Source organism: Desulfoluna spongiiphila, assembly GCF_900101345.1.
GTDB lineage: Bacteria > Desulfobacterota > Desulfobacteria > Desulfobacterales > Desulfolunaceae > Desulfoluna > Desulfoluna spongiiphila.
This window is the reverse complement of record NZ_FMUX01000002.1, coordinates 394,660-408,273: the sequence shown is the minus strand read 5'-3', so window position 1 is coordinate 408,273 and position 13,614 is coordinate 394,660. Positions and strand designations below refer to the sequence as shown.

At 57.2% G+C, this 13,614-nt stretch carries 13 protein-coding genes; 3 read left to right on the top strand and 10 right to left on the bottom strand.

The window, feature by feature from the left end; genetic code table 11:
* Positions 1–80: 80 nt before the first annotated feature.
* From BLQ12_RS04800 to BLQ12_RS04775, 6 genes are all read right to left on the bottom strand, one after another.
* Positions 81–1,022 carry a DUF3473 domain-containing protein gene (locus BLQ12_RS04800; protein WP_092208796.1) on the bottom strand — a complete coding sequence of 314 codons (942 nt, stop codon included), beginning with the start codon at positions 1,020–1,022 and terminating at the stop codon, positions 81–83.
* Positions 1,023–1,080: 58 nt separating this feature from the next.
* On the bottom strand, positions 1,081–2,367 hold the full coding sequence (locus BLQ12_RS04795) for an outer membrane beta-barrel protein (RefSeq protein ID WP_092208794.1): 1,287 nt from the start codon (positions 2,365–2,367) through the stop codon (positions 1,081–1,083).
* Positions 2,367–2,969, bottom strand: coding sequence for a polysaccharide biosynthesis/export family protein (locus BLQ12_RS04790; RefSeq protein ID WP_092208792.1), 603 nt, complete (start codon positions 2,967–2,969; stop codon positions 2,367–2,369). Before BLQ12_RS04790 ends, BLQ12_RS04795 begins: the two co-directional genes overlap by 1 nt.
* A gap of 155 nt (positions 2,970–3,124) precedes the next feature.
* Positions 3,125–4,510 (bottom strand): TIGR03013 family XrtA/PEP-CTERM system glycosyltransferase, encoded by a 1,386-nt coding sequence (locus tag BLQ12_RS04785; protein ID WP_092208790.1) that lies wholly within the window; start codon positions 4,508–4,510, stop codon positions 3,125–3,127.
* An 87-nt stretch (positions 4,511–4,597) separates the two neighbouring features.
* Positions 4,598–5,467 (bottom strand): polysaccharide biosynthesis tyrosine autokinase, encoded by an 870-nt coding sequence (locus tag BLQ12_RS04780; protein ID WP_092208788.1) that lies wholly within the window; start codon positions 5,465–5,467, stop codon positions 4,598–4,600.
* A gap of 4 nt (positions 5,468–5,471) precedes the next feature.
* On the bottom strand, positions 5,472–6,989 hold the full coding sequence (locus tag BLQ12_RS04775) for a GumC family protein (RefSeq protein ID WP_175469503.1): 1,518 nt from the start codon (positions 6,987–6,989) through the stop codon (positions 5,472–5,474).
* Positions 6,990–7,780: 791 nt separating this feature from the next.
* On the opposite strand from BLQ12_RS04775, the gene BLQ12_RS04770 reads away from it, so the two are divergent.
* The 3 genes from BLQ12_RS04770 to BLQ12_RS04760 all read left to right on the top strand — a co-directional run bounded on the left by BLQ12_RS04770 (position 7,781) and on the right by BLQ12_RS04760 (position 10,774).
* Entirely contained in the window at positions 7,781–8,812 is a 1,032-nt protein-coding gene (locus BLQ12_RS04770) for a sigma-54 interaction domain-containing protein (protein ID WP_092208784.1), read from the top strand.
* Between the two features lie 307 nt (positions 8,813–9,119).
* Positions 9,120–9,749, top strand: coding sequence for a DUF6880 family protein (locus BLQ12_RS04765; protein WP_139163842.1), 630 nt, complete (start codon positions 9,120–9,122; stop codon positions 9,747–9,749).
* A 416-nt stretch (positions 9,750–10,165) separates the two neighbouring features.
* Positions 10,166–10,774, top strand: a complete 609-nt coding sequence (locus BLQ12_RS04760) for a DUF523 domain-containing protein (protein WP_092208780.1) — start codon at positions 10,166–10,168, stop codon at positions 10,772–10,774.
* Between the two features lie 196 nt (positions 10,775–10,970).
* Here the strand turns inward: BLQ12_RS04760 and BLQ12_RS04755 are convergent, their stop codons facing one another.
* From BLQ12_RS04755 to BLQ12_RS04740, 4 genes are all read right to left on the bottom strand, one after another.
* Positions 10,971–11,561: a hypothetical protein gene (locus tag BLQ12_RS04755; protein ID WP_139163841.1), complete on the bottom strand. Its 591-nt coding sequence runs from the start codon at positions 11,559–11,561 to the stop codon at positions 10,971–10,973.
* 5 nt (positions 11,562–11,566) lie between these two features.
* The gene (locus BLQ12_RS04750; protein ID WP_092208776.1) at positions 11,567–11,956 is read right to left on the bottom strand and encodes an ABC transporter substrate-binding protein; all 390 of its coding nucleotides are present in this window, start codon (positions 11,954–11,956) and stop codon (positions 11,567–11,569) included.
* A 15-nt stretch (positions 11,957–11,971) separates the two neighbouring features.
* Positions 11,972–12,544 (bottom strand): ABC transporter substrate-binding protein, encoded by a 573-nt coding sequence (locus tag BLQ12_RS04745; protein WP_092208774.1) that lies wholly within the window; start codon positions 12,542–12,544, stop codon positions 11,972–11,974.
* Between the two features lie 235 nt (positions 12,545–12,779).
* On the bottom strand, positions 12,780–13,607 hold the full coding sequence (locus BLQ12_RS04740) for an ABC transporter permease (RefSeq protein WP_092208772.1): 828 nt from the start codon (positions 13,605–13,607) through the stop codon (positions 12,780–12,782).
* Positions 13,608–13,614: the final 7 nt, after the last annotated feature.

Here is a 13,614-nt window from a genome sequence, read left to right as displayed (position 1 = left end):
CACATTCGCGTTTAAAACGGCATTCATTCAAAAAGAGTTTTTTAAAGATTAGCCCCCGGCAGGTCCGTCGGAAGCAGCTTTTACGCTTTTTCTGTGACATGGGAGAGGTGTTCGGAGCAGGTGGAAAAAACAAACCCGTCGAGGTGGTCCAGAAGGTAGGTGAGCTTGGCGAGGCAGTGGCCCAGGTTGAGGTAATGGCGAAACTTGAACATGGCCGAGGCCTGACGAACCCGCGGCTGGCCCGGGTCGATCTCCCAGGGGTGGAGATAGAAATGAAACACCCCGTCTCGGGCGGCCTCGGACTTGACCCCTGCCGCGTACAGGTGTTTGGGAATCAGGCGGAAAAAGCCCCCGCCCCCCCACGGCACCTTTCGACCGGCCACGGTCAGGTTGCTCACCGGGAGCTCGTAGAGCCCGTTGGAAAGCAGGGCCACCCCGCGATCCGCCGGGGGCATGTCGTCGAAGCTGCCGTAGCGGGCGTTTCCCGAAAAGGAGTTGTAGCTGGCATCGTAGCGATACTCGCATTCGGCCAGGAGCCGGATCAGGCGCGGCTCGATGGAAAAACTGGGGGCCCTGTATCCCGCCACGGGTTTCCCCAAGATGTCCTCAAGGCAGTGGCGGCTCGATACCAGGTCCTCGGCCAGCTCCGTGTCGGAGCAGGTGGGCACCAGCCGGTGGTTGTACCCGTGGGATGCCACCTCGTGGCCCCGGGCGTCCATCTCCCGGACAAGCTCCGGGCACCTGGCGGCCACCCACCCGAGGATAAAAAAGGTGGCCCTGACGGGACGATCACCGCCCAGGGTCTCCAGGCTGTCCAGGAGCCGCAGGGTGTTGTCCACCACGCGAAGCTCCCGGCTGCCCCAGGAGTCAAAGGGAATCCAGGGCTTGAAGTTCTCCACCTGGAACCAGTCTTCCACATCCACGGTCAGCAGGAACACCGGGGGCTCCTGCCCCACGGCATCCTGTGCCAGACCGCCATGTTGATGCTCATCTGCCCTTGCCAGCGGTTCGGCCCTGTGCATGGTCCGTCACCTCGCGCCCTCATTTGCTCGGACGCCGATTCCCTTTTTCCCCGACACATCACAGCGTGAAGAGGTTCAAGGTCATCAGCACCCTGTTTTCCTTGTACTCAAAGGTATTGTCCTCGGACTCCCGTGCCCGGAAGGTATAATCCAGGCGCACGACGGCCCGACGCATCAGCTGGTATTCGATGCCGCCCCCCACAACCAGGGAGAGGTCCTTGCGGTCATCCTGATTGGGGCGGTTGTCCTCGTAAGCGTCCCCCCGCAACTCGCCCAGTGCGCTGCACCGCCAGTCCTGGGTGAGGCTGTAGATGCCCGTGGCCCTTGTAAGGGCATAGGTGTTGAACCCGGGGTTCTCCGACTCCAGAAACTCCTCTTCGTACCCGCTGGTAAAGGTCAGCACCACCTCGCCCCGGCGCCACCCGTGAGTGGCCACCACATTGGCCACCAGAGAGGGGTAGATCTCGGTGTCGGCATCATCCTGGTCGTAGACCAGAAAACCGGCCCCGACATCGTATTGAAGATTTTTCTTCTCCCCTGCGATGCCCACCAGGGGGTTCAAGGTGTTGTAGTTTGCCCTGGCGTCCCCGGAGGTGGTGGAAAACCCCAGCCGGGCAAACAGGCGCCGTTGCCGGTCGATACCGCGCTCGCCCCCCACCACGCCGTTGAAGACGTCATAGGTGGTGTCGTCTTCGTACTCCCCGGTGGCGTAGCCCACGTCAAAGGTGGCAAAATCCAGGTCCTGAATCCGGTGCCGGCCATTGATTCGCCCCTCATACTCCCTTCCGTCCTGGGAGAGGCTCTCCTCATCGTAGTCCAGGTCCTCCCCGCTCACGACAAAGCCCAGGTTCTCATCCCTGCCGGTAAGCCAGGTACCGGTGAGACTTGAAAAGAAGTTGGTGTAGGGCAGGCGGGAGGATCGCTGGGAATTGAACCGGTCCCGGTTCTCCTCTTCGCTTCGGACAAACCGGGTGTCCAGCGCCAGATTGACGTTGCGGGAGACGTTCCCGGACAGCACCAGGTCCGCATTGTGCCCGGTGAAATCCAGGTCCGTGTTTTCGTCGTACCAGGTAAAGCGAGGCTGGTATCTCAGTTCCGTCAAGAGGCGCTGCCACTGCTTTGTGGCCTCGATCCAGGGCGCGACGCGGTAGATGATATCGTCGGTCTCGTCCCCTTCGTCCAGGAACAGGTTGTCGTTGTATTCCACCTGGGTTTCCAGCCCGAGGCGCACATCGGCCCGTACGGGCTCCGTCAGCACGCCTCCGCCCAGGGCGACGACCAGAAACACCAGCGCGGGGACCACCCATTTGCGGCTGTCTGTTGCCGTCCTGCGCGTCCTCATCATCAGGGCACCATGATGGTGTCATCGGCCAGGAGCACAATATTGCCCTTCAGGTCCTTGCCCGACAGGATATCGTGGTAATTGATGCGGATCATCGAGTCCCCTTTGTCGTTTCGCCTCAGCACGAAGATCTCTTTCTTGTTGGCCCATTCGGTAAACCCGCCTGCGATGGCAAAGGCCTGGAGCACCGTCAGCTCCTTGGACAAGGGGTACTCGCCAGCCTGGATCACCTCCCCCAGAATGTAAAACCGCTGGCTTCGCGCCTCCCTCAGGATCACCGTGACCACCGGGTTGTCGATGTACTTGCGCAGCACGCTCTCAAGGGTCGACTTCAGCTGCCGGGTGGTCCTGCCCGCAGCCGTCACATCGCTCACCAGGGGAAGGGTGATCTTCCCGTCCAGCCGGATCACGGTGTTTTCAAGGGAGAAATCGGGTTCCTTCCACACAAGGACGTCAATGATATCCCCGTACCCCAACGAGTAGCTCTCGGGGCTCTTTTGGACCGTTGACTTCTTTGTTTCAGCCAGGGCAGCGCCGATCCCCGCCCCCAGGGTCACCATCAGACACAACGCCAGAATGCCAGCCACACGCGATTGATTAGACATAGCTCCGCCCCTCGGGTTACACAACCCTCTTTAAACGTTGATTTTTGGTTGACAGATAATTGAGAAAAAACCGAACCGTTCAGCGTCTGACGCGGCATTTCCCCCCGGGAATTGCAATGCAGATTGTGCCTTGCCGTACAGGGGCCCGGAGGTGCCTATCGCGCCCCCACCCCGAACAGAACCGTCCTGACCGTGCGAAAAATGATCACGATGTCCATGAACAGGCTCATGTTCTTGATATAAAACAGGTCGTAGTTGAGCTTTTCCATGGCATCCTCCACGGAATCGCCGTACCCGTACCGGACCTGGGCCCACCCCGTCACACCGGGACGCACGGTGAAGCGTTCCGCGTAGTAGGGAAGCTCTGTCTCAAGCTGCTTGACAAAATGCGCCCTCTCCGGCCGGGGGCCCACCAGGCTCATGTCCCCTTTCAGGACGTTGAACAGCTGGGGAAGCTCGTCCACGCGCCACTTGCGGATAAAGAGCCCCACCCGGGTCACCCGTGTGTCATTTTTCAAGGCCCAGACAGGACCGGACTCCTTCTCCGCGTTCTCCACCATGGACCTGAGCTTAAAAAGCCTGTAGGGCTTATGCCCCTTCCCCAGGCGCTCTTGGGCAAACAGGAGCGGCCCCCGAGAGTCCAGCTTGATGAAAATGGCGGCCACCAGCATCACCGGGGAGAAAAGAATAAGCAGGATGGTGGAGACCACGATGTCCTCCAACCGTTTGAGCATGCTGCGCACCCGGCCTTTTCTGAACCCGCCGGAAAAAATAAGCCACGCCGGGTTGATGGAGGAGACCAGGAATTTTCCGGTGAGCATCTCGTAAAAGGTGTTCCCGTCCACCACGTCGATGCCGTTCATGCGGCACAAAAGAAGCTCCTCCACAGGAAGGCTGCCCCGCTTCTCTTTAAGGGCGACCACGATGCGCTCCACCTCGAACTCCTCGGCGGTTTTCGCCAGCCTCTCATAGGAGTGGTGATGCGGGGTACTGAGGGTATCGAGCCCGTCCACGTGTTTTTCCGTGACCAGGACTTCCACGCTGTACCCGCTGTCGATCTCCCGTTCGATCTCCCGGCAGATGTCCACGGCAAAATCCCCGTCCCCCACCACCAGGATTCTCTGGTTCAACAGCCCTGTTTTAAGGACAAAGACATAGACAAACCGCCACGTCGACAGCACGGCGACCACCACGGGCACGTAGACAAAAAAGAACCCGGTTCGAAGGCTGGCCTGGCTGAACCCGATGTAAAACAAGGCAAGAAGGATCAGGGCCATGCCCAGGGATTGAAACAGCTTGATGGCCAGGTCCATGTAGCCGGTAATGTCCTTGATGCTGTACACATTGTTGCAGTACAGGCAGAACACACAGACGATGATAATGAAGGCCGCCTTCAGGTGAAGGCCGGAGTAATCGATCCACCGGCTCCCCCCGGAGACGATGAACCAGGTGAGCAGAATACTCACGTAGAGCAGGAGGCTCTCCAGGAGGATCAGAAAGATGTTTCGAATCGTGTAGTATTTTTCGAATAAATTGATCATGGTCTTGGCACGCCTGAGCCGTTGGTGGGGGTCATTCCCGCTTGTCCCGTATGGGGACGACGCGCCCCGTCACGGCATACCGCGGGTTCATTTTTTACCGGGGTCCCTGCTCCCGTTCCCGGCTCCTTTCCTGTACGCGTAGTACTCTTTGTACCCCCGGTCCCGGGCAAAGGGGACGTCGTACCTGTTGAGGACGATGCCGATCACCTTGGTGCGGTCCACCTTGTCCAGCATGTCCGCCACCACCCGTTTGGAGGTTTTGTCGTTTCGGATAACAATAACGATTCCGTCCACGTGCCGGGACAGGGCAATGGTTTCCGGGGCGAACAGAGGGGGCGGGGAGTCGATGATGACATAGCGATCCGAGTACCGGTCCCGCACGTCGTCCAGAAGCTGGACCATGGTGGAGGAAGAGATGAGCTCAGACGGGTTTTCCACGGCTTTTCCGGCAGGAATCACAGAGAGTTTTTCCATGTGGGTGGGGTAGACCACGTCGTCAAGGGGACACTGGTTGTTCAGATAGGCCTCCAGGCCCTTGGCATCCGGCGGCAGGGCAAAAATATCCGCCACGGTGGGACGCCTCAGGTCGCTGTCGATGACCATCACCTGGTTGTCCAGGCTGCCGGCGATGGCCGCCGCCACGTTGGTTGCCACAAAGGATTTCCCTTCGGCGGGCACCGAGCTGGTCACAAGGATCAGACGGCGCTTCTTCCCGTCTTCGGGGAACATGATCGTGGTCTTGATGGACCGAAACTGCTCTGAGCTGTAGCTCCAGGGGTCAGAAAGGACCACCAGGGGATGGCCTGCGGCGCCGGGCTTCTGCTCGGCCGCCCTGTGGTCGTCGGCCCTGCTCCCGTCCGCCGGCACCTCGTTTTTCACCTTGTCGGGTGTCGAGACAACCGGTTTGTCACCACGCTCAGAGTCTCTTTTTTCAAGTGCTTTGGAAAAATGCCCCATCGTGTCACCCCTTGATATAGACCAGGCCAAGGAGGGTCCCCAGCAGGCACACCGTCGTCAGGCAGCCCGCCACGGGAAGAACCCTCGTCAGAAAAAACCGTTTGATCCCGGAGCCGTACTCAATGGTCGGGATATTGGCGATGACGGGAACCGCGGTATACACCTCCACGGACCCGGCCCCGCGAAAGGTCGGCATCATCAGCTCCAGCATGGCCACGATGCCGCACCCGAGGCCAAGGCCCGCCACCAGGATAAAAAGCACCACCTTCTGCATGTCCGGGACCATGGGCTTTTCAGGCACCCTGGCAGGATCGATGATGCGGAACTGGCCGCCTTTCTGCTGTTTTTCCATGTTCACGGCGATCTGGGATTCGATCTGCCGGTTCAACAGGGAGTGGTAGGCGCTTCTGATGTTGTCGTAGTCCCTCTGCAGGGAAATCAGCTCCTGCTCCCGTTTGGGCGTGTCCTCCACCCGCTTCTTGTAAACCCGGATCTGTGCCACCAGGGCGTCCCGCTCTTTCTCGTTCATCCGGATCTCGGCCAGAAGATCGGCCCTCTGCTGCTCAAAGGCCGAGAGGGGCCGGGACCGTGGCCGCTCGGCCACCACCTCGTCGGGCTCGGACTCCAGCTGCCGGATGGCCGACTTCACCTGCAGGACATCCGGGTGAAACTCGGTGTAGCGTTTCAGCCGAAAATTGAGTTCTTCGCGCAGGCGCTCCAGCTCCTGCTCCTTGCTCAGGGACCGCCCGGGCACGTCATCCACGGTTGTGTCCACGGGCCGATTGGACCGCTGGAGGAAAAGGTCCAGCCGTTCCTTGGACATCCTCACCTCGTTGCGCACATGGGTAAGGCGCTCGTTCAAGGAATCCAGAATGCTCAGGTTGCTCTCCAGCTGCTCGGGCAGTCCGCCCATGTAACGCTCCCGGTACTCCTTGAGCCCGGTTTCCGTTTTCACCAGCTTGACCCGCATGGCCTTGAGCTCGGCCTCCAGAAAAGAGTTGGTCCCCAGGACCAGGCTCTCCCGCAGTTTCAGGTTCTCGTCGATGATGTTGGCAGCCAGGGCTTCGGTGATCTGGGTCACCCGCACGGGATCGGTCCCCCGGTAGGAGACGGTGAAGGAGTCGGCGTTGCGGTTGCGCCCCCGGGTCAGGTCCACGGAGATGCGCTTTCTCATCACGGCGACCTTGTCCTCCATGAACATCTCCTGACTGCCCTCACCGGAAAACAGATCAAACTCCTCAATGATTTTTTCCAGGTTGGTCCGGCTCTGGATACGCTGGGAAAGGGTGGTGATGCGGATGTTGGTGTCCTCGGCCACGATGGTTCGCACCACGTCCGGGGGAAGGTTCTGGGGCTGGACCAGGATCACGGTCCGGGCCTCGTAGAAATTCTGCAGGGTCAACACACGATAAATCCCGAAAATCAGGGAAAGGGCGAGGGTAATCAGGACGATCCAATACCATTTGGCCACCATCCCGATGTAAAACTCCATGTCGTTTTTATCGCGTTGGATGCCTTTCATATATCCTCCAGCAATCATTGACGGGCTCTGCAAGCCAGAGCCGTACCGGTGAGCGATGAGGGCCGTCTTTTCGGTGAATGGATAAAGGGACAGCAGACCGTACGAATCGGTAAACGACTCTTCCACAGACGTGGAAAAGGACAGGTGAGTCCTGCGTGAGCCCTGTCGCAATCGGCATCCAGCGCGTCACGTGACACCGATCCTGCAAACTTCCCGCAATACCGTCGGCCGGCACTAAACAGACTCATGAAATAGGCAATTGGAAATTGTGAAACACCCGCAGAGAGGAGGATCAGGAGAAACCAGACAGGGAACTTTGAGCTTGATATGGCATTTATAATAATCTATTATTTATCAAGATTCAACACTATTCATGTTTTAGAAAATTGGCGACTTGGCATGATTTCCCATGCACAATCGTTCATCACAGACGCGTATGACGCGATGCGCGCCAAGGGAGGTCGGCACGCCCCGAACAGAGTCTCGCCCATGCCTCCTTTCGCAAAAAAATCGCCGTCTGAAATTGCCTTGCGACCCATGGCCGAAGGTGGCCATCGCCACCTTTTGATCCGGTGTGTTGCAAGGCGGTCATAAGTATTAGGGACACGGCAAAACGACCCGTTGTGCGCTTTCCCGACCCACGGCCCGCTCGGTGCCACCGAGCACCCATGCCCGGCCCCTCGGCCCACCGCAGAGGCCCGGCATGCGGCAACGCCTGACGCGCCGCACCTCCTCTCCCCTCCCCCGATACTGCCACATTAATGCACCCGGACCCCAAAACAGGCAACGCCATGGACACACCCCTTGTGGGCTCAAGCCCCAGCATCCAGAAAATCCGTGAGATCATCCGCCTGGTCTCCCAGGACACCTCATTAAACGTTGTCATCACCGGAGAAACCGGGGTCGGCAAGGAGGTGGTGGCGCGGGTTCTCTACGAGCTCTCACCCCGGCGTAAAAAAGAATTCGTGAAAGTGAACTGCGCGGCCATCCCCGACACCCTCCTTGAAAGCGAGCTCTTCGGGGTGGAACAGGGGGCCTACACCGGGGCCCACCGCAAGCGGAAGGGTAAATTTGAAATAGCCGACGGGGGCGTGCTCTTTCTGGACGAAATCGGGGACATGAGCTTTCACCTCCAGGCCAAGCTCCTGCACGTCCTCCAGAGCGGGGAGTACAGCCGCCTGGGTTCGGAGACCAACATCACCTCCAACACCTGGGTGATCTCGGCCACCAACCACGACCTCAAGCAGAGGATCGAAGAAAAAAAATTCCGGGAGGACCTCTACTACCGCCTTAACATGATCCAGATCAATATCCCCCCCTTACGCGAGCGGCCCGAGGACATCCCCGAACTCATCTCCCACTACACCCGCCTCTATCAGGACAAGTACCCGGACCGGGTCATCGCCCCCCTGAACACCCACACCTACGGCAGGCTCTGCAGTTTCTCCTGGCCCGGCAACGTCCGTCAGCTCGTGAGCATCCTGCAGCGGATCCTTCTCATCGGCTGCGACGAAGAGACCCTCTCCGAGATCCTCCACGAACATCCTGCCCCACCCGACAACGCCCCCGGTACCACGCCCACCACCTACGGCAGCCTCGTGGAAAAGATCCGCACCATGGCCGCCGGCACCCCGGAAGCCATGGAGGCCTTCTCCCTTAAAGCCATCAAAAAAACCGCCACCGACATCGTGGAAAAAGAGGTGATCTCCCAGGTCCTGGACCGCACCAACTGGAACCGGACCCATGCCTCAAAGATCCTAAAAATCAGCTACAAAACCCTGCTGACCAAAATCGACCGGCTCAACATCAGCGAGCCCAATTGAGAATAATAAACCGCAATAAGATTCCATTCCTTTAATTTCGTCGTTTTTCATGAAATATCCGGGCTAAACATACCGTAACCCCATGCCGTACTGGAGCGCCGCACTCCTGTGCGGCTTTTTTAAAGGCCCATGGAACGCAACAACAGGAACGGTTGTCTTCGGCTTACCGATGCTACCCTGTCCATGGACAGGTAAGCCCTGCAGGGGATGCATGCCATGTCATTTGAGATGGTTTTTTGCCGTCATTCATGTTTTGATCATGAAACATTCAATGTGGTTATATGAATTTTTACGAGGTATTCTATCGATGAGTGACGACACAAAACAGCGATTAATGGCTTTGGGCGAAGGGACCCTGGCAGACGCTCTGCTGGAATTGGGAAATACCCATCCCGACGTGTTTGATGTGATCTCGCGCATGCTGGCCACAGCGGATGAAAACGTGGAGAGGGCCAGGGAAAAACTGTCCGAGTTCAAAAGCAACGAAAAGCATCTCCCATGGGAAGAGACCTCAACCCTTGCCAACCACCTGGTCGGTATCTTGGATGATATTTACGCAGGAGCAGCCGAAAAACCTTGCCTGGGCGTAGAGCTGGTGCTGGACTTTTTTGAGACCGATGAGGCGGTCTTTGAACTGTGCGATGATTCCGGCGGAGAGGTAGGAGACGTCTACACCCATAAAGCCAGGGACCTCTTTTTGTCTTATGCCCCCCACCATCCGACAAAAGAAGACCTCGCAGACCGGGTCTTTGACTTAACCCGCACCGATACCTGCGGCGTGCGGATTGCTCTCATCGATTGCGCCGAGGACTACCTGCCCCCAGCCGTCATGAACCGGCTGATCAGCCGGTTCCGGGAGCTGCTGCACTCTGGAGGCAAAAGCCGCCAAAGGGATTGGCAGGCCTGCATCGACAGCCTTGAGGAGCAGATGGAATAGGGGTGTGTCGAACCTACACATTTTGCAGATTGGGTACCTTTTTAAAACAGCATGAGGTTGTCGCCGGTTGACCGTCACCCAATTGTTACGGGACAAAAGATCCGAGCGGCCCCTATGTTACCGGGCGTTGACGGTTGTGCACTCGCCCGATGGGCACGGCACCACACGCGCCACCCTTGCCTTGGCTACAGCGCTATGCTAAACCATTGTAAGTTAAGATAGATTCAAACGTCAAAAACCCATACAGCACCGACCTTCCCCCACATGCCCCCATCCATGCCGAGTGCACACAACGCACCCAAGCGACTCCTGGTAACGAGGTTGATATCATAAAATATCCGGGTTAGGGACGCGTCCTGCCATCACCCACATCCAGAGATCTCCATCCCCCCATCCGTAGATTAAGGAAACCCATCATGGGTAAAAAAGACAAAAAAATCATTTTGGTCGCGCAGTGTTTGATCAACCCATACTGCCGCGTTCACGTGCTTGGGCAAAATTTCCCCTTGTCCCATGAATTGGTGGATTATTTTATGAAATTACGGGTCGGCATCATTCAATACCCCTGCCCGGAAACAACCGCCATGGGATTGCAGCGCAACCCCCAGGGCAGGCAGCAATATGACAATATTTTTTTCCGCAATCATTGCAAAGAGCTTCTGCAAACCCCCTTTCTCATGGTTGAAGAATTCCTGAAAAATGGTTTTCGCCTGGTAGGCTATATCGGACTGCGCAACAGCCCGACCTGCGGCATCCACTGGGGCAAGCACAAGGTGAACAGGTACAACACGGAGTCGCCCATTCCCATTGAAAACCCTGACCCTGAAGCGCCTTTACTCATGGGCATTATGGCTGAAATTCTATCTGAAAAATTCCATGCCTTGAACATGGAGGTTCCCTTCCTTGAGTTGCCGATTCAACAGCCACCGGATTCGGAACCGCGGGCTCAGTTCTGGCTTGATCTGAAACGTCTGGTGGAGCCTCGCAATATCAAATATATGGCACCGACTGGAAATGAAAAATGAAGGGTAAATGAAAGGGATCAACCGACACATCTGAAAGAGCGGATGCCTTTTCAAAACAGCATGTGGTTAACCGCTGGATGACGATGCTGGGAAGGACCGCTGGGCAGAGTTCATTGGTGTCGACCCCCGGCGGGGACGCCGGGGGCTTTTTTTAACCAATCAAACGCCTCCACCCCACGAGGTGCGGGCGTTTTCTTTAATCGGTTTCAGACACGCTGACGTCGGAAAACGCCATAAGGTGGCTGTCATAAGCAGCAAAGTTGGAGTACAAAACCTTGGACACCGAAGAGACGGCCTGGTCCCCCGAGGAGACAAAATAGGTACGCCGTACCCCCTTGACCTTCCCGCGGCTGTCCTGGCACTTCCAGTACTCATAATAGCTGTCGATACCATACAGATCCCCATAGGGCTTGTATGAGTTCATGCAGCGATATTTTTTGACGCGTTTATCGGCTTTAAACGCTTTCCCACGTTGATCCATCATGCCATAGACATCTTTCTGAAACACCTCCATGGCCACCGGAGTCGTCTGGTTCAACCAAAGGAGAACGCCGGACCCGTCCGGGCTCGCAACGATGCCCAGGATCTCTTCCCCCGCCTCAATCCCCGGAAGGTCTTGATACTTCAGGGGCAGCGTGGTCAGAGACTGCCACCCTTTAGGGACAGAGCTCGAAAAACGATCGGCGCTGCCCCTATGGCCCTGACCGTTCTTATCGGCAAGGCCGGCGCATCCTCCAATCAATGGGACCAGGAGACACAAAACCATAATCATGCGTATACGGTTCATCAACGTTATTTCTCTCCTAATGGGGGCAGGTAGCTGTAATCAATCACAGGATCCAGGGTGACGGATCGGCTCAAGGAACCGAATTTCACCATCAGGTCCCGTTGATTATCGATGAACCCGTCGGGTTCCCTGCCGGTGACACTGAAACGACGAAGGGCGCACACCCGGGCAACATCCAACTCCACGCCCGTATGTTTCGGGATAAACTCCCTGGCCTCTGCCTCATGCTCTCGGATGAAAACAAAAGATTTTACAAGTCCCCTCAAAAAGGCCCTCGCCTGCTCTGGGTGGGAATCTAAAAAGGTATCACTGAAAAAAACGCCGCTGAATACAAAATCAGGAATAATATCATGAAACGATGATAAAAGCCTGCTCACACCATGCACTTCCAGCATAGTCGCGACAGGATCTCAGGTGATGATGGCATGCACCTGACTGCTGTTTAACACCGCCTCGTATTTCATAGGCTCCTGCATGTCGATGCCAAGCATGGGCTTGACGTCCTTCATGGTCAGCCCGGCCTGATCCAGGGCTTCCGACAGGATGGTCTTTGAGACGATGGACCCGCTCAAGGCAATGCGCTTTCCCTTGAGGTCCCCGACGGTTCGGATGGCAGAGCCCTTGCCCACATGAAGGCCGCATTTTGTTCCGGGGTGGGAGGTCCCAAGCCAGGAGACAACCTTCAGGGGAATCTTCCTGAGAGAGGCATGAAACAAAGCGGGCACGGGAATGTTCCCCCCTTGAATCTCTCCCCTCATGGCCGCGGCCATGATATTGGTGGCGCCGCCGATGCGCACCAGCTCCACCTTGACTCCTTCCTCTTCAAAAAAGCCTTTCTCAAGCCCGACATAAAAGGGCAGCTCATCAATATCCCGGAAATAGGAGAGCCTGAGCACCGGCAGCTCCCCGGCCACCGATGCCGGCAACCCTGTGCCGGCCACCAAAAAAAGGGCCAGAAACGGTACAACGATAAACCTCTTCATTAAATCTCCGTACTGTTAAGGGTGTAAAAAAAATGCCTCCGGCGGCAAGGTGTGCCACCTTGAAAGCAGGTTGCGAATGCTCCCCCCCTTCGTGCCTCAGGGTGATCACATTCGCTCGTTTCATAGTGAGTCTGGCATGTACCCGACCCCTGTAGGATGGGCACCCAAAGCGCGAAGCGTCCCCATCATCGTTCATGAATCGCCCCTGATCATGGTCCCAGAAACACAGGCAGCCCTACATCCCTTTATGCCAAGCCAAAACGCGATTCTGGATGATCCGGGCAATGCGATCAAAAGAGAACCCCAGGGCCGACAGGACAAGAATACCGGCAAACATTTTTTCCGTGGCAAACACCCGCTGGGCATCGATCACCATGAAGCCGATCCCCGAATCTGCTGAAAGCATCTCAACCCCGACAAGGGTGGTGACAGACATGGAGGTTGCCACACGCATGCCCGTCAGGATCACGGGCAGGGCCGAAGGAATCAGCACCCGAGACCAGAGGGTGAACCCCTCGGCCCCCAAGGAGCGCGCCGCCTGGATCAGCTTGGGGTCGACCCCCCGGATCCCGGCGATGGTGTTCAGGACAATGGGGAAAAAACAGGCCTTGGTGATGATCAACACCTTTGAGACATCACCGATGCCGAACCAGATGAAAAAAATAGGAATCACGGCAAAGGTTGAGACCGGCCGAATCAATTCGATCAGGGGATCGAACAACGCCTCCATAACCCGAGATCCGGCCACAGCCAAACCGACACCAACCCCAAGCAATGAGGCAAGAAAATAGCCGTAGACCGCCCTTGAAACGCTGTCGTAAAGATGCATCCACAGCTCCCCCGTAAAGGCCAGGGCATAAAGCTCCCTGACAATGGAGGTGGGGGCCGGGCAAAAAAAGGGATTGATCAGCCCAAGGCGTACGATCACCTCCCAGGCCACCAGGCACATCAGGGGAGAGCCCAGTTTCCTACACTTCACCAACAGGGCCGTAAGGGGAAAAATCAGGTCGGCCCTCTCCACCAGACCCGTTGGCTGAGAAAGACTCTTGACGGAACCATCCATACGCCCG

Coding starts and splice junctions, on each gene's coding strand:
- BLQ12_RS04750 (WP_092208776.1), bottom strand. CDS start 11,956: ATGCTGGAAGTGCATGGTGTGAGCAGGCTTTTATCATCGTTTCATGAT.
- BLQ12_RS04765 (WP_139163842.1), top strand. CDS start 9,120: ATGAGTGACGACACAAAACAGCGATTAATGGCTTTGGGCGAAGGGACC.
- BLQ12_RS04770 (WP_092208784.1), top strand. CDS start 7,781: ATGGACACACCCCTTGTGGGCTCAAGCCCCAGCATCCAGAAAATCCGT.
- BLQ12_RS04755 (WP_139163841.1), bottom strand. CDS start 11,561: ATGAACCGTATACGCATGATTATGGTTTTGTGTCTCCTGGTCCCATTG.
- BLQ12_RS04800 (WP_092208796.1), bottom strand. CDS start 1,022: ATGCACAGGGCCGAACCGCTGGCAAGGGCAGATGAGCATCAACATGGC.
- BLQ12_RS04745 (WP_092208774.1), bottom strand. CDS start 12,544: ATGAAGAGGTTTATCGTTGTACCGTTTCTGGCCCTTTTTTTGGTGGCC.
- BLQ12_RS04775 (WP_175469503.1), bottom strand. CDS start 6,989: ATGAAAGGCATCCAACGCGATAAAAACGACATGGAGTTTTACATCGGG.
- BLQ12_RS04740 (WP_092208772.1), bottom strand. CDS start 13,607: ATGGATGGTTCCGTCAAGAGTCTTTCTCAGCCAACGGGTCTGGTGGAG.
- BLQ12_RS04760 (WP_092208780.1), top strand. CDS start 10,166: ATGGGTAAAAAAGACAAAAAAATCATTTTGGTCGCGCAGTGTTTGATC.
- BLQ12_RS04780 (WP_092208788.1), bottom strand. CDS start 5,467: ATGGGGCATTTTTCCAAAGCACTTGAAAAAAGAGACTCTGAGCGTGGT.
- BLQ12_RS04785 (WP_092208790.1), bottom strand. CDS start 4,510: ATGATCAATTTATTCGAAAAATACTACACGATTCGAAACATCTTTCTG.
- BLQ12_RS04795 (WP_092208794.1), bottom strand. CDS start 2,367: ATGATGAGGACGCGCAGGACGGCAACAGACAGCCGCAAATGGGTGGTC.
- BLQ12_RS04790 (WP_092208792.1), bottom strand. CDS start 2,969: ATGTCTAATCAATCGCGTGTGGCTGGCATTCTGGCGTTGTGTCTGATG.